General features: G+C 34.1%; 16 protein-coding genes. All 16 read left to right on the plus strand.

Annotated elements, in window-relative coordinates; genetic code table 11:
- The first annotated feature begins 3 nt into the window (after window positions 1-3).
- The 16 genes from H6W52_RS12670 (at window position 4) to H6W52_RS12740 (ending at window position 23,385) form a co-directional block, all read left to right on the plus strand.
- A complete protein-coding gene (locus H6W52_RS12670) occupies window positions 4-1,674 on the plus strand; it encodes a phage baseplate assembly protein V (RefSeq protein ID WP_116098673.1) in 1,671 nt (556 codons plus the stop codon).
- Between the two features lie 3 nt (window positions 1,675-1,677).
- Complete coding sequence (locus H6W52_RS12675; protein WP_185144419.1) at window positions 1,678-1,968, plus strand: PAAR domain-containing protein; 291 nt, start codon at window positions 1,678-1,680, stop codon at window positions 1,966-1,968.
- Between the two features lie 13 nt (window positions 1,969-1,981).
- The gene (locus H6W52_RS21335) at window positions 1,982-2,206 is read left to right on the plus strand and encodes a GPW/gp25 family protein (RefSeq protein ID WP_262511417.1); all 225 of its coding nucleotides are present in this window, start codon (window positions 1,982-1,984) and stop codon (window positions 2,204-2,206) included.
- 40 nt (window positions 2,207-2,246) lie between these two features.
- On the plus strand, window positions 2,247-2,399 hold the full coding sequence (locus tag H6W52_RS21340; RefSeq protein WP_262511418.1) for a hypothetical protein: 153 nt from the start codon (window positions 2,247-2,249) through the stop codon (window positions 2,397-2,399).
- A 4-nt stretch (window positions 2,400-2,403) separates the two neighbouring features.
- Window positions 2,404-5,727 carry a hypothetical protein gene (locus H6W52_RS12685; protein ID WP_123891977.1) on the plus strand — a complete coding sequence of 1,108 codons (3,324 nt, stop codon included), beginning with the start codon at window positions 2,404-2,406 and terminating at the stop codon, window positions 5,725-5,727.
- 2 nt (window positions 5,728-5,729) lie between these two features.
- Complete coding sequence (locus H6W52_RS12690) at window positions 5,730-7,874, plus strand: hypothetical protein (protein ID WP_116098676.1); 2,145 nt, start codon at window positions 5,730-5,732, stop codon at window positions 7,872-7,874.
- Complete coding sequence (locus H6W52_RS12695) at window positions 7,868-8,143, plus strand: hypothetical protein (protein WP_116098677.1); 276 nt, start codon at window positions 7,868-7,870, stop codon at window positions 8,141-8,143. Before H6W52_RS12690 ends, H6W52_RS12695 begins: the two co-directional genes overlap by 7 nt.
- A gap of 13 nt (window positions 8,144-8,156) precedes the next feature.
- The gene (locus tag H6W52_RS12700; RefSeq protein WP_116098678.1) at window positions 8,157-11,135 is read left to right on the plus strand and encodes a hypothetical protein; all 2,979 of its coding nucleotides are present in this window, start codon (window positions 8,157-8,159) and stop codon (window positions 11,133-11,135) included.
- A 24-nt stretch (window positions 11,136-11,159) separates the two neighbouring features.
- Window positions 11,160-11,708: a hypothetical protein gene (locus H6W52_RS12705; RefSeq protein WP_087707541.1), complete on the plus strand. Its 549-nt coding sequence runs from the start codon at window positions 11,160-11,162 to the stop codon at window positions 11,706-11,708.
- A gap of 5 nt (window positions 11,709-11,713) precedes the next feature.
- On the plus strand, window positions 11,714-13,138 hold the full coding sequence (locus tag H6W52_RS12710; RefSeq protein WP_123891978.1) for a contractile injection system tape measure protein: 1,425 nt from the start codon (window positions 11,714-11,716) through the stop codon (window positions 13,136-13,138).
- A gap of 13 nt (window positions 13,139-13,151) precedes the next feature.
- A complete protein-coding gene (locus tag H6W52_RS12715) occupies window positions 13,152-14,273 on the plus strand; it encodes a DUF4157 domain-containing protein (RefSeq protein WP_116098680.1) in 1,122 nt (373 codons plus the stop codon).
- An 11-nt stretch (window positions 14,274-14,284) separates the two neighbouring features.
- Window positions 14,285-15,445, plus strand: a complete 1,161-nt coding sequence (locus H6W52_RS12720) for a DUF4157 domain-containing protein (protein ID WP_116098681.1) — start codon at window positions 14,285-14,287, stop codon at window positions 15,443-15,445.
- 20 nt (window positions 15,446-15,465) lie between these two features.
- Complete coding sequence (locus H6W52_RS12725) at window positions 15,466-16,746, plus strand: ATP-binding protein (protein WP_116098682.1); 1,281 nt, start codon at window positions 15,466-15,468, stop codon at window positions 16,744-16,746.
- A 461-nt stretch (window positions 16,747-17,207) separates the two neighbouring features.
- Entirely contained in the window at window positions 17,208-19,061 is a 1,854-nt protein-coding gene (locus tag H6W52_RS21455) for a hypothetical protein (RefSeq protein WP_228457574.1), read from the plus strand.
- A gap of 19 nt (window positions 19,062-19,080) precedes the next feature.
- Window positions 19,081-21,318 (plus strand): S8 family serine peptidase, encoded by a 2,238-nt coding sequence (locus H6W52_RS12735; RefSeq protein WP_116098683.1) that lies wholly within the window; start codon window positions 19,081-19,083, stop codon window positions 21,316-21,318.
- Between the two features lie 102 nt (window positions 21,319-21,420).
- Window positions 21,421-23,385, plus strand: a complete 1,965-nt coding sequence (locus H6W52_RS12740) for a T9SS type A sorting domain-containing protein (RefSeq protein ID WP_116098684.1) — start codon at window positions 21,421-21,423, stop codon at window positions 23,383-23,385.
- The last annotated feature ends 91 nt before the right edge of the window (window positions 23,386-23,476 follow it).

Genomic DNA, 23,476 nt, shown 5'->3' on the forward strand with positions numbered 1-23,476 from the left:
GATATGCCTGTTCAACCTTACATACCAACGGATGATCTTCTGAAACTGGAATTTTTAACAGAAGGAAAGAATAATGGTCTGGATACTTTGCTTAAACAGGCACAGGTAGTTTTTCAACTGAATAAAATACCGTTTGCCAAATTTACTTTTATTGCTTCAAATCCAGATGCAGATGCGAAAACAGATTTACCGACAGATTTGCTTAAAAAAGGACAGAATATAGAAGTAAAAATAACGGTAAATAAAAAACCTCAGACTCTGTTTAAAGGATTTGTAAAATCTATTGAAAAAAGCATCAGCGAAAGTGCTGTTACGGTAAAAATAGAATGTAAAGATCAGGCTTATCAATTAACGAAACCATCTAATGAATCCGATAACAGTACCGAAACATTCAAAACAAAATTAGACCGATTTTTATCGCAGGCTAATGTTACAAATAAAATTGAATCTAAGGGGCAAAGCTGGGAAGAAGAATATATCACCCGCAATCTTCATACAATTCCTTGGGATTATCTGGTCGGATTTTTAGATTCAGTCGGAATGATGGTTAAGGTAAGAAATGGAGAATTTAGGACTTTAGATATTTTAGAAACCGTTCCGGAAGAAAAATATACAGCAGAAAACGGAATTAATGTATTTACGTTTTCAGGCAGAGAAGACGAATCAAAAAAAATCAGTAAAGCTTCAATCGAATATTGGGATCCTTCTTCCCAGTCAATAGAAAAAACAGAAGCAGAGCAGGAAGCAGAAAAAAATATCAAAACATTGTTCCTTAATGAAAGCCGTTTTCTGACTTCTACAATGACAAGAATGGCAAATACATTTCTTAAAAAAAGCAATCACGCTGTCATACAGGGAGAACTTTCAACCTTCGGAAATCTTGAAGCCAAAGCAGGAGATTTTTTGATCTGCAATAAGATTAATAAAGAAATTGATAAAAAGAAATTATTAATAACTAAAGAATACCACACCTTTGAAAATGCATGCTGGAAAACCGAATATACTCTGGGTGTAGAATCTGAACAGTCTTTTACAGAAAGAAATTCTCCATCTGCGCCTGCTCAACAGGCGCAAACCGGACAAACCAATTCGGTGAACGGATTACAGATTGGCGTAGTTACACAGATTGAGGAAGATCCCGATAATCAGTTCAGAATAAAAGTAAGAATACCCACACTTTCTGAAAGCGGAGAAGGAATCTGGGCGAGATTATCTAATGTATTTTCAGGAAACGGAATGGGAAGTTTTTTTATCCCCAATGTGAATGATGAGGTAATTGTGGGATGTCTGGGAAATAATCCCGATACGCCCATTATTTTGGGAAGCCTTTACAGCTCAAAGAATGCAATGCCTTTTCCGATAAAAAAAGAAAATTATACCAAAGCTTTTGTAACAAAAGAAGGTACAAAAATACAATTGGACGACGAAAAAAAATCTATTGAGCTCAGTACAAAAAAAGGTAATAAACTATTAATAAGCGATGATGAAAAAGGCTTTGTACTTGAAGACGAAAATGGAAATAAAATAGTGATGAATGCCGACGGAATTACATTAGACAGCAGTAAAGATCTTATTCTTAAAGCAAAGATGAATTTCAAAATGAATTCGGCAAAAGCAGCACTTTCTGCGTCTGCAACAATGGATGTAAAAGGATCAATCATAAAACTCAATTAAATTATGCCTGCAGCAGCAAGAACCGGCGACATGCACGTTTGCCCTATGGTTACAGGAACAGTACTACATATAGGAGGTTCTGTTTTACCGGGAGGAAACTCTACCGTATTAATTGGCGGAATGCCGGCTTCGGTAGTAGGAGACAGTTGTGTTTGTACAGGACCGCCCGATACCATTGTAAAAGGATCGGCAACAGTACTTATTGGCGGACTTCCCGCCGCAAGAATGGGAGACTCTACAGCACATGGAGGAACAATTGTTTTAGGTTGTCCCACCGTGATTATAGGAGATTAAAAAACTAAAAACTATGAAAACAGATGACTTTTTAGGAAAAGGATGGGGATTTCCTCCGGCTTTCAATACTGTTACCAGAACAGCAGAAACCGTGTCCGGCGAGAAAGATATACAGGAAAGTCTCCAGATTTTACTCAGTACACAGCTTACAGAAAGAATCATGCGTTCAGACTTTGGCTGTGATCTTACTCCGCTTCTGTTTGAAAATGTTACGGTAACCCCTTCTTACAAAAATTAAAGGCATTATTGAAAATGCCATTTTAACGTATGAACCCAGAATAGATGTAAATGATATTTATTTTGGCTCGGAAACAAATGATGCACAGGGAATTATCAGGATTGAAATTGAATACACCATTCGTGCAACCAACTCCAGACTGAATTATGTATTCCCGTATTATCTGGAAGAAGGAACCCATATTAAAATCTGACATCATGGAAAACTGTTCTTCAAAAATATCAATCCATCAGGGAACGGGAACCACCCAAAATGCAAGGTTTTTATCAGCCTTACAACCCACCTATTTTCTTCTGGAAGAAAGAGAAGAGATAGATTATGTTGTATTGGCTCAGAGAATGTCTCATTACCTTCACTATTTTAATGAATCTGACTCTACTATTGCACAAAGCGACTGGTCGCCGTTTTTCGCCTGGGAATCTACCGCAGTTTTAGCACAAATCTTCAAATGGAATATTGAAGATTACGAGAAAAAATATGAAAATATCAGAAAATCAGTTCCATTAACCAATGATAACGAAGAACTGAAAAAACAAGTCGGGGAAATTTTTGTAAAAATTCAGAAAGATTTTATCAGCCTTACAGACAAAGCTGAAACTTTAGATAATCATATTTCAGTAAAAGAATTTTTATTAAGCTCTAAAACAACAATTGAGATACAATTAAGTTCTGTTATTTCAAAGATTTCAGACGAAAATTCAATCATTACTTTATTACAAAACTATCAGTTTAATAAAAATATTCAGTATCTTTTCGGATTACTTTTGTATTGGAAAAACAGCACCGAAAAAGCATTCACACAACAATTAGAAAGCTGTCCTTCCCACACTCCGCATTACGCACTGTTTTTGGCTTTTTTAAAACTTTTGGGTATTGCAAAAAATCATCTGAATGACTTTACAAAAAGACATCTGGATTTTTATTACAAAGATATTTTACAATTGCTTCCGCAGAAAGCACAGCCGGATTTTGTCCATCTTTTGATAGAACCTGCCGTCAATACAGATGCTTTTCTATTGTCGAAAAATACTATTTTTTCAGCAGGAAAAAATTCGTTGGGGAAAAATAAATTTTATGCTTCCACTTCAGATCAGGCAATTAATTCTGTTAAAATTAAATCTTTTCTAAGTCATTACATCAATCAGAATAGCTGGAAAAAAACAGATTTATTTCCTTTAAATGCAACAAATACTCCTTTTTCCGCATTTTCATCCTCTTCAGAAAATACAGAAACAGGGCTACTTCTCGCAAGTCCTTTATTTTATATGAAGGGCGGAACAAGAATTATTACTCTGAAATTTGATTCTCAGATTTTAAATCCGAATTCATTCGATTTCTGGATCACGGGAGAAAAAAAATGGATAAAAATTACTCAGGAAAATAAAGAATTAACGCAGGATAAATATATCAAACTTACCATTCCTGCTTCTGAAAAAGCGATTGTTCCGTTTAATAAAGAAATTCATGAAGGAGAAGCAATTGAAACCCTTCATCCGATTCTTAAAATAATTCCTAAAAACAATACTGAACAAATAGACTGCAAAACCCTTGAGATCGGAATTACCGTAACAGGATTGAAGAATCTTATTGTTGCAACCGACACAGGAGTTGCAGACATCAATAAACCCTTCAAACCTTTCGGGGATTTTCCTAAAAACGGAAATGGATTTATCATCGGATGCAACGAGTTTTTTCTGAAAAAAGGAGCTGTTGCCAGCTTTTCAATTGAAAGTGATGCTGCTTCATCTTATGCTTTTGCAGGAACATTAAACTCTCCAATTCTGAACAACACCATCAGCTTAGCGCAAACCGGAAATAATTTTGCACAAAATAAAATTTCAGGAACCCAGAGTGTAAGTCTGAACACGAACCTTTCGACAACAGTGAATAATTTGATCGCTCAAACATTTGTAGGTTCGTTTTTTGCATACAAAAGATTGGTTGATAGTTCTTTATTGTTTGAAATGAAGAAAGGAAGATTTATTAACGAAGGAAATAAAGCTTTTAATTCTGTATATACAAACAATACTCCTGTAAAAGAATATTCGGAGGACGAAATCCCGGATAATAAAACGGTTTCCGGATACATAAGAATTCAGCTTAATGATCCAAAATACGAAGGTGAAAAATTTTTACAGGATTATATAAAAGCAGCAAAACAAGAATCTCCGGTTTTACCGAAAGTTCCTGTTATTCAGTCTTTGGCAATGAATTATTCTCTCACTCAAAAGTATAATTTTAATGCTTCAGATGATGCTCTTAATCCATTAGAATTTTATCATCTTTTACCTTTTGGATATGAAAAATTACGTCCGAACTCTTCGTTGTCATTAATTCCGGATTTGCCACAAAAAGGAGAAATTTATATCGGATTTGAAAATGCTCAACCTGGAAACGGATTAAGCGTCCTTTTTCAAATGGCAGAAGGAACAGCCAACCCGAGAAAAGAACCCGCCAAAATCTCCTGGGAATATTTGTCAGACAATCAGTGGAAACCAATAGACTCATACGATATTGGAGACGAAACACTCGGTCTACTGCAATCCGGAATCATTAACATTACCGTTCCTCATTTCGATAATTCGCAAACTGTCGTTTTACCTAAAAACCTGTTTTGGTTAAAAATCTCAGTGAATGAATTAGACAGGATCTGTCATTTTGTAGGCATTCACGAACAGGCTTTAAAAGCTGTTTTATTTGATTTTGAAAATAACGGAAGCGGTTTTCTGGAGGTTACTCCAGAAGAGACGGTTTCAAAACTATATCAACCCAATCCTTTTGTTAAAAAAGTAAAACAGCCATATCCTTCTTTCGGAGGCAAAAAGCAGGAAGAAGATACGCAATTGTACCAACGGAGCAGCGAAAGATTAAGACATAAACAAAGAGCCATAACTTCATGGGATTATGAAAGACTCATTTTACAGGAATTTCCGGAAGTGTACAGAGTGAAATGCCTAAACCATTACCGATATGATTCAGGAAATATTTCCAATGTTTCTGCGGGATATGTAACGCTGATTCCGGTTGCAAAATCGCTCAATGCATCCAATGTTTGGGAGTGGAAACCTTTACTAAGTGTAAGTACATTACAACGCATCAAAAACAGAATCATGGGATGGTGTTCTCCGCACGTTCGTTTGTGTATAAAACCTCCTGTTTTAGAAAAAATCCAGATTGGATGCAAAGTGAAATATAAGGATATTCCCGGAGCAGATATCCGTTTATATGCTAAAATGCTTGCAGAAACAATTAACCGTTACATCAGTCCGTGGGCTTACAGTGATATCGATATAGACTTTGCAAAGAAAATAGAATTATCCTCACTGATTCAGTTGATCGACAATCAGTCTTTTGTAGATTATATTATTGATTTTAAAGCCAATCACCTCATTCTGGATGACGAAGAAAATACAATCATCAAAACAATGGCAGATGTAAAGGAAATTGTTCCGCAGACAGATTACACTTTGTTTATTCCGAACGATACCCATGAAATTAAAGAACTCAAAAACAACTGTTAACCATGAATCCCGAATATTACATACCGTCAGAAAGAATATTGAAGCCTTCGCAGAACTATGATTTTTTGCGAAAAGAAGGTTTGAAATATATTGAGAAACTGGGAAACACTTTCTGGACAGATTATAATGCGCACGATCCGGGAATTACCATTTTGGAAGCACTTTCTTATGTGATAACGGAATTGGGATACAGAACAGATTTTGAGACTAAAGATCTTTTGACCAACAAAAACGGAAAAATCCTGAACGGTTCGTTTTTCACTGCAAGAGAAATTATGACCAATGCTGGATTGACTGAACTGGATTACAGAAAGATTTTAATTGATATTGAAGGGATTGCCAATGCATGGTATTTGTCTGTGAGAAAGGAAACCGACCAGTTTGGTTATAATCTGCCGCATCCTTCAGAACAAAAACTGTACATCAATATATTAGAAGACACCTTGAGTTTTGCCTCAAAAGATAAAAACAATACTTCGTTACAACCGCTTTTGGTAAGAGGATTAAATAAAATCATTATTGAGCTGGATGAGGATGTTGTGCTCGGAGATCTCAATACAACCAGACTTGAGTTTGCATTTTTACATTCTTCAAATTGGGTACAGGTTAATATAACACCCGAATTTTCCTCATGGAACGATCCTAAAGCTCTTCTTCTGGGCAAAATGGATAAACCTTCCAAAATAAAAAATAAAAAAACGGAGATCAAAAACAATATGGTAATTGTTCTTGTTGAAAGAACCACACAGATCAATGATACTCTGAAACTGATTGTAGAACTTATTGATAAGAATGATCTTCAAAAGGTAAAAGATTATTTCAGTACAGAAAAACCAATCTGCGAGATCATTTCTTTACTGAAAGACAAAAAAGAAAAAGTAGACGGAATTTTCAGAACCGTTCAGCAAAAGCTGCATCAAAACAGAAATCTTACCGAAGATTTTCTGTGTGTGGAAACCATCCGGAGTGTAGAAATAAGCTTCTGCGTTGATGTAGAATTGTCTCCTGAAGCAGATTCTGTGGAGACAATGGCACAAATTCGGATGGCGATTGAAAAAATTCTCAATCCTCCGGTTCGGTTTTATACTCTTTCCCAATTAATGGAACAGGGTTTAAATTCCACTGAAATATTTTTAGGTCCCAAACTAAAACACGGTTTTCTCAATGACGCAGAACTCCGGAAAGCACAGCTTCCAAAGAGTATTCATGCTTCAGATATTATTGCCGCCATGATGGAAATTAAAGGGGTTATTTCTGTTGAAAATCTTTTGATGGCGGCTTATAATTCTTTAGGACAGCCGATTACGGGAAGTATGAACCAAAAATGGTGTCTTCATTTATCAGGCGAAGAAAAACCTGTGTTCTCTGCGGAGAAATCAAAAATATTGCTGTTTCAGAAAAAAATTCCATTCCTTTTATCAGAAAACAGCCAGATGTTGGTCGATCAGAAAGTTCAGCAGCTTAAAGCTCAGGTTAAAAATTATAAATTATATTCAGTTCAGAGTGATTTGCCTGTGCCGGAAGGACAATTTTATCAACTGGATGAATATTACAGCGTTCAGGAAGAATTTCCGGTGAATTACGGATTAGGAGCCAACGAAATTTCGGATAAAGCACCCGAAAAGAGAAAAGCACAGGTAAAACAACTAAAAGCGTATCTTCATTTTTACGATCAGTTACTGGCAGATTTCTTCTGTCAGTTATATCACGCTAAAGATATTCTGGATATTGAACCTGTAAAAAACACTTATTTTCCCAATTATCTGGATAAAAACCCGAAAACGGGAAAAGATTTTTACACAAAAGAAATTTACAGGGATAATTTTAAGAACGCATTATTAAACGGTGAATCTGAATTTGATGTTTCTCTGGAAGAATCGCAATCCGTCTTCAACGACAGAAGAAACCGTGCTTTAGATCATTTGATGGCTCGTTTCAGCGAGAGTTTTAACGATTATGTCTTTATGATGTACAAAGTAAGTCAGGATTCAGGAGGTTTGGGAGAAATGACTTTTCAGCCGCAGGATCTGATTCACGATAAAGAAGCATTTTTAAAAAATTATATTTATCAAGATTTAAAAATATTACTTTCAGAAGATATGCAGAGCAGATTTTCCGTCAGGAAGCTCCCGCTCATGTATTGCTGAAAATTTGCTGGGTAGGATATGAAGATATGCTGAATTTTCAGAAAGCATATAAAAACTGGCTGGAAAACTACAGATACTTCAGACTTAAATATTGCAGCAGGACTTTAACTAAAAAAGATTGTACGGTATTTTATCAGTATCACAAAATATTGATTGAAAAACTGAAAGAACTCAACACGATTTATCCGGAAGGAAATTTATACGATTGTAAGCTCAGCGAGACCACCAATCCGATTGTATTAGGTAACACCTCATTAGGAACTCTTTAAAAATTTTACCATCATGAAAACTCAAAACCCATCCAAATATCCTGTTTTTGAAGCCGATCAGGTTTTAAGCCAGAAACATCTGAACCGCGCCATCAGTTACCTTGAAGAACAAGACCGACTTACCCGTGTCGGAGGCATCGGAGTTGGTATTATCTGTGGTCTGGAAATTTCGCATCCACAACCTAATCAGATTACTATAAGCTGCGGTACTGCGATTACTTCATTGGGATACCAGATCAACTGGGAAGAAAAAAACTTCGGTTATTATCATCCGGTTGAATTGTCTGCTGATTTTCTAGCTCCGAAATTTATTGATGGAGAATATCTGGAGCTTACATTACCTCATACCAAAAAATATGAGCTGTTAAAAAATTCCGTAGAACTTTTGCCAACCAATACGCTGGAAGCAGACCGTATTGTAATCCCGAATAATTTTTTCAAAGATAAATTTGTCATTCTGCTGCTCGAAACTTCCCTGATTGACGAAAAAAACTGTGTAACCACCAATTGCGACGATAAAGGCAAGAGAATTGAGTTTAAAGTAAGACCCTTGTTGATCTCAAAAAATCAGTTAAATCCTTATTTGTTCCCGGAATATCCGAAAGCGATGAACTTTGAAAAAATTTCATTACCAAGATATAATGTTCCTCATAATCAATTAATAACAGGTTCGGACGTTTTAAATGAATTCAAAAAGAATTTGGCAGATTCCGTAGTAACTATTGTTTCAGAGAAAATAAGTCTGGCTTATAAAAATTACAAATTGATTATTGATGATACGGTTGATTTCAATGTATTGAACAATCCTAAAACGGCTCTGGAAACGGTGATTAATGCTCATAAAAACAGTGTTAATGTACAGTATTTATGGGATTGGATGTCGGATATTGCTTCTGCTTACAACGAAATTATAGAATTTAATGAACGGAATCCTTCCCTGTGCTGTGTAGATGAAGCCATGTTTCCCTTCCATATTGTTTTAGGAAATACAGATGATAATGATATTAATTACCGAACTCCGTTTTTCTCCACTCAAAACAGTTCATTAAAAAACAAGCAGAAAAGAAAAGAGCTGTCTCAGTTATTTGAAAGATTAGTTCATCTTATAAAATTTTGGATTACGGAAGATCATGTAATAAAGATTACACCTTCTTTTTACGGGGATATTCCGCTTTCTAAAAAATCAATTCCTTTTTATTATGATCAGATTGTGGAGCTTAATAAAAAATGGAATCCAAAGAAAACAGCAAAAAATAAAAATAGCGAGATCCTTTCTTATCATTCTGAAATTGTGGGTTATACCAATTTAGACAGTGTAAAAAAACCTTTAATGTATGATATTGAACCGTATAATTTCTTCAGAATTGAAGGACATATAGGAAAAAAATATACAGATGTGGTTGAAGAGCTGAATATTATGAAAAACAGCTACAATCTTCCGTTTAAAATAACCGCTTTAAATGCGACTGATTTTGTAGGAAAAATACTGGATATATCAAAATTTGAAGGAAGATGGGACGATCTGGAAACCGATTATGATTTAGCGAGAAAAAGATTATACAACATCACAGAATTTGTAGTTAATTGGATCATAAGCAACAAAACAACAATTGTTCAGCAAAATTTACTGGCGGCAGAAAGTATTGATAATCTTAAAAATATTTTGATCCAGATTAAAAATCTGTTGCCGAATGATCTGAAGGATTTTCTGCCCAACTTTACAAATTTTAATCAGGTTTTCAAACAGTTGAACCAGACTTTCCTTATTCACAGATGGTGTATTCAGTTTACGAAACCTCAATTATCAACTACGGCAGAAGATCTCATCGACCGGTTTGATGACATTAATGAACTTTTTCTGGAAGATCCTTTTGCGGTTATTTATGAAGAATCTCAAATCCGCTGGGAAAAAATTTATAAAGATATGTTCTTTTCCACCTTCATCCAGAAACATCCGGGAATTGAACATAAAGCAGGAGTTACCAAAGGCGGAACATTTATTCTGGTGTATGTAGATTCTACGATTTTTAAGACCGTAAAACCACTTTTGCCTTACACGCAGATTTTAACTTTACTCACCAATTACCAGAATAATTTTACTCAGGTTCCTGTGAGTGTAAAACAGGATATTGAAGCAAGCATTAATTTTAAAGATTATACTACACAAATCATTACTCCACCCGTCGAAGAGTTGGATAAATGCAAACAGGAAACCGAGAACATCAAAGCCAACATCCTGAAAATTGCCGATTTTAATATGTCGCCGACCTACACAAAGGAGATGAAATCCTATTTACTCGGAAAACTCTCTTACGCTATGCAGTTTCAGGTGAATACAGCAACCGATATTCCGAATCAGCAACTGGTAATCGCCGATTTTTTTCTTCCTTATTTGTGTTGTGGTGAAGGAAATACAATTGAAATTAAAATAGAAAAATCTGAACCTTTGTCTGTTTCAATGAAAACGCTAAAATATTGCAATACAGATGATAAAGAGTATGAAGTTTTGATAAAAGGAAAATCGGGTGGAATTTTTTCGGGAACAGCAAAAGATGCAGTGGTTCAGAAAAGTGACAAATATTTCTTAAAACCAAATCACACATCCGTTAAAAAAGCAGGAAAATATACTTTAAAGTATGAATTTGAAGGCGAATTGAGTAACAGCTTAGAAGTTGAGATTTCTGAAACAAAAGAAATTGCCAACTGGAGCGCTGTAAGGAATTCCATAGATGCGACAGCTTTTGAGTTGATAAATACAGATCCGGAAGATAAACATCAATATGAGATTGATTTTGGCGATAAATCTGAAAAAATAACTACCGATAAAAAATCTTTAAAACATATTTTTCCATTCAACGAAAAAGTAAAATCATTTACTGTAAATATTAAGCAGTTAGGCGAAATCTGCCCAAATACACAGCAAATCATCGTAAGAATCGGAGACTTTAACAATCCTGATTTCAACGAAAAAGATTTTAATACCCAAAAATAATAACCTCAACTAAAAACAACAATCATGGCAACAAGAACACAGGTAGAAGCAAAAATAGCAGGAATAAATGATGGCGGAAATAATACGGCAGCAGAAGTACGGGATGTACTTACCAATTTGTTAGACTATACAGAAAATAAAGATGCAAATGTACGTTTGCCATTATTTGAATTCTGGGAAGAGAATCCTCTTTTGTCTGAAAAAGATACCGCTAATTTATGGTACTCGTTTCGGGGAATCGAAAATACATCCGTAAATTTTACATTCAGATTGGTTATAAGAGAAGCCAACGTTACAAGTTTTACATTCCGGATAGATCCTAAAATTTCCGAAACTTTAAATAGTTTTTTTCAGCAATTTGATAATGCATTGATGTCTTTTGTGGTATCTGTAACGGATGTTGAAAAGCAAACACAAAGAATCTGGACAATGAGTATTAGATTCAGAGAGAATATATTGAGGATTTCTTTGAAAAAAGAAACGGCAGCAACTAATGATGCGATAAAACAGTTTGATGAGGTCTTTACTTCAGTTTATTTCCATTGTCCTCCATTCAATTTTGATAGAAAATAATCGCAATGCATCTTCTCCTACAACATACTGTCGATATTCAATGCTCTTCTCAAGTTTTTGGGAAAGAGATACAAAATACATTGTCTGATGTTCTGGAGAAAGATTTTTACCCGAAACTGGAAGCCGTTTTAGACCAGTATTCAGTTGAAAATTACGAATGGGAAATTGAAAATCTAACAATTGAGTTACCCGATATTTCTCAAAAAAACTGGAAAAAAGAGTTCATAAGCCAGACATTAATTCAAATTGAAGAATATCTGAAAAATAATTTTCCTGTTTTAGAATTAGATAAAACCGAAGAAAAATTAAAGAATTTCGGATTTGAATCGCGCACAAAACTTGCGGAGAATTTATTTTTTGAATATTTAAAAACAGGAGCAATTGCAGAAAATTCATACTCGAAAAATGCAGATGAAATTGTGGAAGCAGTAGAAATTTCAGAGCTATTTTGTGAAAGACTTATTCGTATTTTTGATGAAAGCCAAAATGCGTTAATCAGATTTTATTTTAACATTAATGAATCTTTTAAAGAAAAAGTAGTTTTTGAAGTATTAAAACTTTCGACTTCAAAACAAAAGATTTCTGAATTGTTAAACGATTTTTTAAATTCTGATATTAAATTTTCTACCGTTGAAGAGTTGGAAAAATGGATTTATCATCATCAAAATTTCTCCGAAAATCAAGATCTTCGAAATGAAAAATTATACCGTAAAGACGAAGAACCATTCGAGTCTGATCAGGAAGAAATAATGAATCGGAAAAAGTGTTCAAATGAAGTTGACAAAGAAAAACGTTCAGTAAATAATAATAAAAAATCTGAAATAAATACCGCGAATACTTTTAATGAAGACAGTCATCAAAATCTGAAGACAGATCAACAAGATATTCGCGAAAATACAATAACAAATCCATCAGAATTACAGATTTCATCTCTTTACATAGACAATGCGGGTCTTGTTATTCTGCATCCTTTCCTTGTAAACCTTTTCCAGAAACTTAATTTATGCAACGATGAAGTTTGGAAAGATAAAAAGAGTCAGCACAAAGCTGTTTTATTAACCCAATATTTAATTACCGGTCAGGAAATTTTCTTTGAAAATGAATTAATTTTAAATAAACTGATATGCGGTTTTTCTGTTGAAAATGTAATCAATACCAGACAAAAAATCAGCGAAGAAGAAAAAGAGGTTTGTAATGATCTTTTATCAGTCGTTATAGAATATTGGTCTGTGATGAAAAATACATCGGTAGAAGCACTCAGAGAAACTTTTTTACAAAGAGCGGGAAAATTATCCCTGTCTGAAGTTCATTCTTCAGAATTGTGGGTGGAAGAAAAGGGAGTAGATGTTTTATTAGCCAGTTTACCTTGGGCAATTGGTATGATACAGACACCTTGGATGGAGAATTTTTTGTATTGCTATTGGAACTAAAAACAATAAGATCATGGAAGCATTAAACCTTCAAAGAGAACAAAAACAAACATCAAAAAAGAATAATTCAACATTTTTCAAACCTGCTATTCAAAAAAAACTGAGTATAGGTTCAGCAAATGATTCCTACGAAGTAGAAGCCGACAAAGTAGCCGATAAAGTAATGAAAATGAGAGAACCTTCTCCACAAGTTACTCATACAGGAGCTCTGGTACAAAGAAAATGCGCACATTGCGAGCAAGAAGAACAACTTCAGATGAAACCTTTAGCGGAAGGTATTTCTCCATTCATTCAGCGTTCTTCTTCAGAAAATGGCGGTGTTGCTCCAGATCATGTTGAAAATCAAATAAATTCGAGCAAGGGAGGCGGAAGTGTAATGGATCATGAAACAAAAAACTTTATGGAAAGCCGTTTTGAGGCAGATTTTTCTGATGTAAAAATCCACACAGGAAGTGAAGCGGTACGAATGAGCCGAGAATTGAATGCCCAAGCTTTTGCTGTAGGAAATGATATTTATTTTAATGAAGGAAAATACAACCCAACTTCAGATTCGGGAAAACATTTGTTGGCGCATGAGTTGACTCATACAGTGCAGCAAAGTGGCGGAGTGGGGAGGAAAATTCAGAAATACAGCCACCAAGATTGTAATGAAACAACAGATTTGCGACCTCATATTTGGCCAGCAAATCATATAGCTATTACGATGGTGGATAATGCGATTTCTGCGCTTACAGCTTCTAGAGTAAGTTCTTCTACGATTTCTCTTTTGGATAATCATTTTAATAGCCATTCTTCAAGTACTATTTCATCAGTTTTAAAAGTGTTTAGAAAAATAAAAGCAGCTTTTACCGCAAATAATTATACCTATGAATGCGAAAATGATTGTGATGGTGATAATGCTTACGTTTATGGAATATGGTCGGATATACACTTATGTATGAATAATTTAAGGGGTAGAGACAATAGAGGTATTGCTGCTATAATTGTTCATGAATTTTCACATTATTATGGAGGTACAGATGATAATGTATACTATTTTTCTTTTGGATCAGGGACTATTCCGTCTACTTTATCTGTTTCTGATGCTATAGATAATGCTGATTGCTATGAAGGATTCGCATATTATCATAATTAAGAATCATAAATATGGAGACATTCATTATTCAAAAAGAACAAAAAATACAACCGAAAAAAAATAATGCCAATTTTTTCAAACCCACCATTCAAAAAAAACTGAATGTAGGTTCTGCTAATGATTCCTACGAAGTAGAAGCCGACAAAGTAGCAGATAAAGTAATGAAAATGAGCGAACCTTCTCCGCAAGTTACTCATACAGGAGCCTTGCTTCAGAGAAAATGTGCACATTGTGAGCAAGAAGAAAAACTTAGGATGAAACCTTTAGCAGAAAGTATTTCGCCGTTAATTCAGCGTTCCTCAAAAGAAAGTGGAGGAGTTGCACCAAGTCACATAGAAAGCCAAATTAATTCTAGCAGAGGAGAAGGAAGCGTAATGGATCATGAAACAAAAAACTTTATGGAAAACCGTTTCGGAACAGATTTTTCCGGTGTAAAAATCCACACAGGAAGTGAAGCCGTACAAATGAGCCGAGAACTGAATGCACAAGCATTTACTGTAGGGAGTGATATTTATTTTAATGAAGGAAAATACAGCCCGAATTCCGATAATGGAAAACATTTGTTGGCGCATGAATTGACTCATACAATACAGCAAACGGGTAGTATTGGAAGGAAGATACAAAGAACCTGCGGAGATGTAGCTGAGAATTGGTACAATCCGTTCATAAGAATTGCTTCGTATGATTCTGGTTGTATGATTCAATACGCAAATGTAAATAGAAGCACAATCACTCCTATTGATTCAGATTGGCAACGAAATGCTTTAAATACAGGATTGTTTTCGGCATTTGCAGGAGTTGCGACTACGGTTATCGGAAGAAGGTTGGGATTGTCACAGTTGGCAGCTTTAGTTTTTGGTGGCGCTGTTGGCGGTATCAGAGGATACGTTGGTATGACTGCGAAAGAAAGAATCAGAGGTTATACCGTTGTGATGAATAATTGGTACGGAAGATACAAGTACAACGTTATTACAAACGAAATTTTAGCTGTTGATTATCAGGGAAAAAGTAATGATGTACTATCTATGGTTTCTCCGTGGTATTTGGAAGAAGCAATATTTGATGCTGAAAATAACATAATTGGTAATTATATTCATACAAATGAAATGGATATTCCCGGAGTACATGTAATGGGTGTTTCTTTACCTGAAAATTCGTTTGGTACTATTTAATAAAAAATAATCTTCATAAAATGCCTTTCCAGAATCTAAAATCTTACATTTTAAATTCCCTTGCTCCTCAAAATGAAGGAGTACAGGAAAATTATGATTTTAAAAATACTTTTTCAGAAATATTAGGAAGAATAACCACTCACGATGAAGCTGTGATTTTATTATTGGCATTAGTACCTCATGTTTTGCCGCATTTTTTTGATGATCTTATTAAAGAAGTACATCCTGAAGGAGGCGAATTTCCAGAATTAGGCGGTGTAAGACTAGAAAATCACAGAGGAATGTTACCAACAGGAGAAACCGCACAATATATTTTAGCAAAAGAAAATATTGAAAATCGTCTGAAAATTCAACAGCTTTTTGATAGCACTCATTGGTTTTTTAAAGACCAGATTATTACCCTAGATGCTGTAAAAGAAGGTGAACCTTCAATGAGCGGAAGGCTTATTTTAAAGCCTGAAATCATACATTTATTGTTATACGGAGAAAAATTGAAACCTAAATTTAGCCAAGACTTTCCTGCAAAAGAAGTTTCCACTCAGTTACAATGGGAAGATTTGGTGGTAAGTACCACTATTCAAAATCAGATTCATCAGATGAGACTTTGGATAAAGCATCACCGTACTTTACGGGATAACTGGGGAATGGGAAAACATCTTCTTCCGGGCTACAGAGCATTGTTTTACGGACCTTCCGGAACAGGAAAAACATTAACAGCTACCTTATTGGGTAAAGAATTTGGCAGGGAAGTATATCGGGTAGATTTATCACAGATTGTTTCGAAATATATCGGAGAAACAGAAAAAAATCTTGAAAAAATTTTTACTCAGGCAGAAAATAAAAACTGGATTTTGATTTTCGATGAAGCAGATGCTTTGTTTGGAAAACGTACTCAGACAAAATCTTCAAATGACAGGTATGCGAATCAGGAAGTAAGCTATCTGCTGCAAAGAGTAGAAAGTTTTAACGGATTGGTGATACTCACAACCAACTTTAAAAATAATATAGATGATGCTTTTTTACGCAGATTTAATTGTTTAATAAGTTATAATAAACCCAATGCTGAAGAAAGATTATTGCTTTGGCAAAAAATGATTCCCCTGAATGTTACTTTAGAAGATTCTGAGATTTTACATAAAATTGCCACAAATTATGATTTAACCGGCGCTCAAATTATTTCTGCAATTACATATGCTTGTTTACAAGCAATCGAAGACAATACTGTGGTGCTGAAAAATTCATTTTTATTAAAAGGTATAGAAACAGAATACCAAAAAGAAGAAAAACCTATCATTTTTTAATAAGATGAATCTTTTAACACTTTATTAATATTTTATAAAATATACTAAAAAAGCTGAAGAGATTTACTCCTTCTGGCTTTTGTCTGCATTCCAATCAGGAAACTTTAAACAACCTTTAAATATGGAAAATAGTTTATTGTGATAAAATTATAATATTGCTTATTCAGAAAAGCAGTTTGTTAATTAAGATTTAGTATTAATTTGATTCTAACATCCTTATTTTATGTAATTCTTAAATGAAATAATTACTAGTATTTATCTAATTAATAATATTTTTAAAAAAATCTAATTAATTATAATTAATTACTAATAATAAAAATAAAATAAATTTGAGTTATGATTTAAACTTTAATTTAAGTATTTAAATATGTAATTCTAATTAATTTTATTGTCATTTCATGTTGATTGATGCAAATTTTTTGGAGTAAAAAATTTATATATATTTGCGAAAAAATACAGGAATGAAAAAAATATTACTTACGATAAGTTCTCTGATCGCTGTATTCTCTTCAGCACAAACCTGGAATACCGCAGGAAACAGCGGAACAAATTCATCTACAGATTTCTTAGGTACAATAGATGCTCAACCTTTAATATTTAGAACAAACAATTCTGAAAAGGTAAGAATAACGCTTAATGGAAGTGTAGGAGTAGGGACTAATACTCCAACTCAAAAATTAGATGTCAATGGTTCTGTTATTGCTAACGAAAGGTACAATAATGGTAATGATGGTTCTTACTATATTAAATTAAATTCTAACGGATACAATATCCCTATTATTAGCTATTTAGAAAGTTCTGGGAATACATTATTTTTTGGTAATCCTGGAGGACAGTATCATAGTAAAACAATTATACAGGGAGGAAATGGAGATGTAGTATTAGAGCCCCACTCTGCTAGTAGTGCTTTTGTGGTTAAGGCAGGATCGGGTAACGTAGGAATAGGAACTACTACGCCAGATAATGTACAAAATTGGGATAAGGTATTGGATATTTATGCTTCAGCACATTCTAAATTATTAGTACGAAGCTTAAATGTAAAAACAGGGATATTTTCTCACGAAACGTGGGGAGGAGCTGTTGGTAGGATAGGGACGGAATCAAATCATGACTTAAGATTAATGGCAGGCTATGGCAATGATGTAATGACATTAAATACTATTGGGAATGTAGGAATAGGAATTAACAATCCTTCAAGAAAATTAACTGTAAATGGAGATATCTATGGAGTTGCCGCTTCTTCTCTGACATTTCAGGATGATGCGAGATTTACTGTAACAAACGCAAATGTACCAAATTTATCAACTTCTTTAAATACATTTTCTATGCCTCAATATGGTATTGCAGCTCCGAATACAACTGGTAGTGCGGATTTATGGATTTCAGGAAATAATGGGATAAGAATGTTTACAAATGGAAATCCAAATCCTCAATTTAATTTAATAAACGGTAACGTAGGAATAGGAAATATCACTCCTCAAGCTAAGCTGGATGTAAGTGGAGATATAAGAATAAATAATATTCCTACTTCTACATCTTCAACAGATCAAAATTTAGTAGTTGATGCACAAGGATTTGTAAAGAAAAGTTCGGTAGTTACTGGAAATATAACTCTTTCTGAAAAGCAAAAAGTTAATGCAAGAGCTACGGGCTATGCTATTATAGCAGGTAAAAATCCAGGAGTTGATTTTTCTGTTTTTGTAATTCCATGGGATGGGATAAATACGTTGGAACATAATGCTAATAATCAAATCAATCCCTCGTGGCATCCTCAGGTTGTTATTAAAGGGAATTTCTTTAATCAAGGTTTTGATGGTAGTGATTTTACTTCATATAGTTCTTTTGTGACAAGTCAAAGTGATTTTGACTTGTATAAATCTACAGGAACTCAATGGTGGATAGTTTGTAGTACACTACCTTCTTTTAGTAAAAGTATTACATCCAATGAGAATACAGGGAATGTTGCAATAACGAATAAATTAGAAGCAAAAGAAATAAAAGTTACACTTACTCCTACGGCAGATTTCGTTTTCGAAAAGGAATATGGTTTGCCAAAACTTGAAGAAGTTGAAAAATTTGTTAAAGAAAACAAGCATTTACCAGAAATAGCTTCTGCAAAAGAAATGGAGAAAGAAGGAGTAAATGTAGGAGAGTTCCAGATTAAGCTACTTCAAAAAATTGAAGAACTTACTTTGTATTCTATTGATCTTAATAAAAAAAATAAAGAGCAAGAGGCTTTAATCAAAAGTCAGACAGATATTCTTAAGTCTTTGAATGAAAGATTAGAAAAAATCGAAAAAGCAAAGCAGAAATAACCCTTAAAAACATTATCCGATGTATAAAATTTACCAAAAGTCAGTTTTTGGAGTCTCTGTATTGTTTTTCATATCTGTCTTTTCTCAGGATAATAATGATATTGGTAGGAAATTACTGGAAGATCAGAAAAAATTTCAATCAGAAATTACTAAAAAAGAAAGCAAACAAAAGCAGGAAGTAGAACGGTTAAAATCTTTGGGTATTCCTGAGTTTATCAGCAAAGATGGAAATGATAAACAATTAATTGGATCCGATGAAAACGGAAGACCAATGTACTATACTACATTGAATTCAGGAGCGGCACAAATGACAAAAGCCAATACATTATATGCTGGAGGAAGTGCTGGATTAGACATTTCAGGACAAAATATGATCATAGGGCAATGGGATTATTCAAAGCCAAGGACTACTCATGAACTGCTTTCCGGAAAGATTACTTATGATTCCTCTCAAAATCAAACTATAACAAGACACAGTACGAATATTGCAGGAACCATGGTTGGAAGTAATGGAGACGCAAATGCAAGAGGAATTGCTTTTAATGCTACACTTCACGCATACGACTGGGTAAATGATGTATCGGAAATGCTTAATGAAGCCTATTCTCCTAATAACACCGCTGGTATTTTGGTTGCCAACAACAGTTATGGCTTCGATCCATTATACCTTCAGACTTATCAGTTTGGAAAATATAATTCCACAGCACAGAATTGGGATAACCTGATGTATTTAAGACCATATTTACAAATTGTTAAAGCTGCGGGAAATTCCAGAGAAATAGATCCTGCTCTTGTTCCTCAGGTAACTGCGAAGGGAGGATATGATTTACTTGAAGGAGCAGGAATTGCTAAAAATGTTTTGGTGGTGGCTTCTGCTAAAAAGAATCTTAATATGAATTCTGATGAAGATTTTGATATTTCTTCATTCAGCAGTTATGGTCCGACTGACGACGGCAGGATAAAGCCAGATTTATGTGCCCCTGGAGAAACTATTTACTCATCTATTGAAACTTATGATTCTGCTTACGGAACCTATAAAGGAACTTCATCGGCGACTGCAGTAGTTTCAGGAATTATAACATTATTACAGCAATATTATAAATCTGTAAGTCCTTCTCAAAGTTATATGCAATCTTCTACAGTTCGTGCTTTGTTGGCTCATACAGCCAATGATAAAGGAACTGAGGGTCCTGACTATATTTACGGATGGGGAATGGCAGATGCGAAAAGAGCTTCTGCAGCTATTCATGATAATATTGAAGGGATTATAGGCGACTATAAGAAATCTACATTAATAAAGGAAATTTCTCTTAATCAGGGGAATAAATATACATTGTATGTTGTTCCTTTGGATATTAGCCAGCCTTTATCTGCTACGATATCATGGACAGATCCTCAGGGAAATCTTGTGAATAATACTGTAGACTTTTCAACACCTAATTTAGTTAATGATCTTGATCTTAAAATTGTTAAAGTAAATTCAAACGGTAGTGAAACTGTTTATTATCCATGGAAATTAGGTGGCATGAATAATCTTACGTCTGCTGCAACGAATAACTCTCCCAATAATGTTGATACTATAGAAAGAGTAGATATTAAAAATCCAACAAAAGATACCTACAAAATTATTGTATCACCTAAAACCAGCACAAGTCCATTACTTCCAAACGGTATTCAGAATTTTTCTATTGTGGTATCTAATGTAGATTTCTGTTATAAAGAAGATCTTAAAATATTGACAAGTCCGGTTGATGACATCAGTACTCCGCAAACTATTTGGGCAAAGCAGATTGTAGCAAGCAATAAAATTATTGCTCCTGTACAAAATGTAGAATACATCGCTTCAAAAGATATCACATTAAAACCAGGCTTACATGCAGAAAATACTTCCGGATTTCATGCTCTTATTACTCCGTGTTTCGATATTATTTCAGCATTCAGATATATTGCGCAGAAAAGAGTTTCGGATCAGGATGTTCTTCCGGAAACTATAAAAAGCGAAAGTAATTTTACAATCTTTCCGAATCCTACAAAGGATGAAGCCCACATCAAGTTCAGATTAGAAAATGCATCATCTGTAAAAATTTCAGTATATGACGCTTCGGGGAAAATTATTTTTGTGAACCAGAGTAGCGAAGCCTTTCCAAAAGGCGAATATTTAAAAACAATTGATGTGAGTGATTATGCTTCTGGAGTTTATCTGGTTAGTTTAGAGTGTAATGACTTTAAAGAAACTAAAAAATTGATTAAAAAATAAACTCTCTGAGAATTTAATATTTCGCCAATACATACGGAAAAAATTATTCAGACGATTCTCAGCGATTACAAAATTTTCAAAATATTGAAATAAACACTTATAATGAAAAAAATCTTTTTCTTTTTTCATATCCTTTTACTGGATATGTGTTTTGCCCAGTCTCCTGGTGGTGTTTCGGGGGTGAGTGTTTGGTTTAAAACTAATTCTGCACAAACTCCGGCATTAATTTATCAGGATTATAGTGGAAATCAGAATGAAATTAAAGCAATATCTTTACAAAACCGACCTAATTATACATTATTTAATTATAATGAAAGTCTGGATTTTGATGGAGTAGATGATTATCTAAAATTTCCCTATCTCATGGAAACGATGGATAAAGCTACCTTGTTTACAGCGTATCAGAATCAAAATACGTCTATGGAAACGGCGATGTTTTCTTCAGAACAATCGTATGAAAAGGAAATGTATTTCAGCACAAAAAATATTTTCAGATATAATAATGAACAGATCAACTATATAAATACCAGTGTGATAGATGATCTTCCTTCATTCAGTATGTACACAAGATTTGGAATTCCTTCTGAAAAGATACATTCAGTTATAGGGAGAACGGGAATATCTTCTATGTATGTAGGAAAAGATATCAGAAGTACAGCCTGGCAAAATTTTAAAGGAAAACTTCCTGAGTTTTTTATATACCGTAAAATTCTCACTCAGAATGAAAGAAACCGGGTGAATTCCTATCTGGCTGTAAAATATGCAGTTACAATGCCATATACTGAATATTTCAGTTCTAAAAGTAAAAAAATATGGAAGCAGGATGATTTTACTGATTATCCTGCAAATATTGCTGGAATTGCAAGAGATAAATATTCAAACTTATACCAGAAACAGGCAACAAGTTCTTCGGAAAATAAACGACTAATAATTGCGGCTAAAAAATTAGCGGTAGACAATAATAGTAATGATGCCGATTTTCCCGATCAAAGTTTTCTTATGTGGGGAGATAATAAAGAGCAGCTATTACTAGATGCTCCAACTTCCGGATATCAACTATTTAAAAGGAAATGGAAAGCAAGATTTTCCACGGAAACTTCTCAAACGATACCTGCTGAAGTTGTTTTTTCTGTTAAAAATATACTTACTATACCTGCAGATAAAAAGTTATGGCTATTTATAGATAAAACAGGACAGGGAAATTTCAATTCTTCAAACGTAGAAGTATTTCCTATGGATTACGTAGATGCAGACCAAAATGTTCATTTTAATAATATCACTTTTGATCAGGACTTATCAGGAACAGATGTTTTTACTTTTGCTTTAGGGGATAAGATATTATCTATCAATGAACTTCAACAGCCTACCTGTATACAGAAGAAAGGAACTTTGATTGTAAATGTTAAAGGTGGTAAAGCTCCTTATCACATCCAGTTAACAGGTAATGGTGTTAATCAAAACCTGAATGTTTCTACAGCGCAGTTATCTTTTCCAGATTTGGAAATCGGAATCTATCATCTTATCATTACCGATGCAGACGGAAATATAATAGACCAGAATTTTACAGTTAATGATTTTAACTCTATAAATCTGGATTTGGGATCCGATGTAGTAATAAATTCCGGAGGATCTGCCCATTTTGATGCAGGCACACAGATTTCAGATCCTAATGCAACCTACCAATGGACTTCGGATAACGGATTCACCAGCTCTTCGGCTAATATTACAGTTTATGAACCTGGAACTTATACGGTAACAGTTAACACACCGGATGGATGTACGAAAAAAGATACTGTGAAAGTGACCCGTAAAAGAGAAAACGGAATTGTTTTATATCCTAATCCGGTACCTAAAGGTCAGTTATTTACTATAAGAATTATATCGGATATAAAAGAAAATGTAGATATCAAGATATACGATGCTTCGGGAAGGCTTGTAAAGACCATTCAGGATAATGGAAAAGACTATTATGAAATTAAAGATTCGCTTTTAGTAGAGGGAGCTTATGTAATTGTGATGAAAACGACTTCTGAATTAAACGTATTTAAGCTCATCGTCACCAATTAGCCGCTAATAAACAGTCTCTTATAGATAAAAAAGGAATTAAACAAAAACTAGTTGCCTGAAATTCTTTCAAATAGTTTACAGGTAATCATTT

The sequence above is a fragment of the Chryseobacterium sp. C2(2020) genome (assembly GCF_014218915.1).
Classification (GTDB): Bacteria; Bacteroidota; Bacteroidia; order Flavobacteriales; family Weeksellaceae; genus Chryseobacterium; species Chryseobacterium mucoviscidosis.

Excerpts from the sequence above, each read along its gene's own strand:
- H6W52_RS12670 (WP_116098673.1), top strand. The coding sequence starts at position 4 with ATGCCTGTTCAACCTTACATACCAACGGATGATCTTCTGAAACTGGAA.
- H6W52_RS12735 (WP_116098683.1), top strand. The coding sequence starts at position 19,081 with ATGTATAAAATTTACCAAAAGTCAGTTTTTGGAGTCTCTGTATTGTTT.
- H6W52_RS12710 (WP_123891978.1), top strand. The coding sequence starts at position 11,714 with ATGCATCTTCTCCTACAACATACTGTCGATATTCAATGCTCTTCTCAA.
- H6W52_RS12705 (WP_087707541.1), top strand. The coding sequence starts at position 11,160 with ATGGCAACAAGAACACAGGTAGAAGCAAAAATAGCAGGAATAAATGAT.
- H6W52_RS12715 (WP_116098680.1), top strand. The coding sequence starts at position 13,152 with ATGGAAGCATTAAACCTTCAAAGAGAACAAAAACAAACATCAAAAAAG.
- H6W52_RS12690 (WP_116098676.1), top strand. The coding sequence starts at position 5,730 with ATGAATCCCGAATATTACATACCGTCAGAAAGAATATTGAAGCCTTCG.
- H6W52_RS21335 (WP_262511417.1), top strand. The coding sequence starts at position 1,982 with ATGAAAACAGATGACTTTTTAGGAAAAGGATGGGGATTTCCTCCGGCT.
- H6W52_RS12685 (WP_123891977.1), top strand. The coding sequence starts at position 2,404 with ATGGAAAACTGTTCTTCAAAAATATCAATCCATCAGGGAACGGGAACC.
- H6W52_RS12720 (WP_116098681.1), top strand. The coding sequence starts at position 14,285 with ATGGAGACATTCATTATTCAAAAAGAACAAAAAATACAACCGAAAAAA.
- H6W52_RS12740 (WP_116098684.1), top strand. The coding sequence starts at position 21,421 with ATGAAAAAAATCTTTTTCTTTTTTCATATCCTTTTACTGGATATGTGT.
- H6W52_RS21455 (WP_228457574.1), top strand. The coding sequence starts at position 17,208 with ATGAAAAAAATATTACTTACGATAAGTTCTCTGATCGCTGTATTCTCT.
- H6W52_RS12725 (WP_116098682.1), top strand. The coding sequence starts at position 15,466 with ATGCCTTTCCAGAATCTAAAATCTTACATTTTAAATTCCCTTGCTCCT.
- H6W52_RS12675 (WP_185144419.1), top strand. The coding sequence starts at position 1,678 with ATGCCTGCAGCAGCAAGAACCGGCGACATGCACGTTTGCCCTATGGTT.
- H6W52_RS12700 (WP_116098678.1), top strand. The coding sequence starts at position 8,157 with ATGAAAACTCAAAACCCATCCAAATATCCTGTTTTTGAAGCCGATCAG.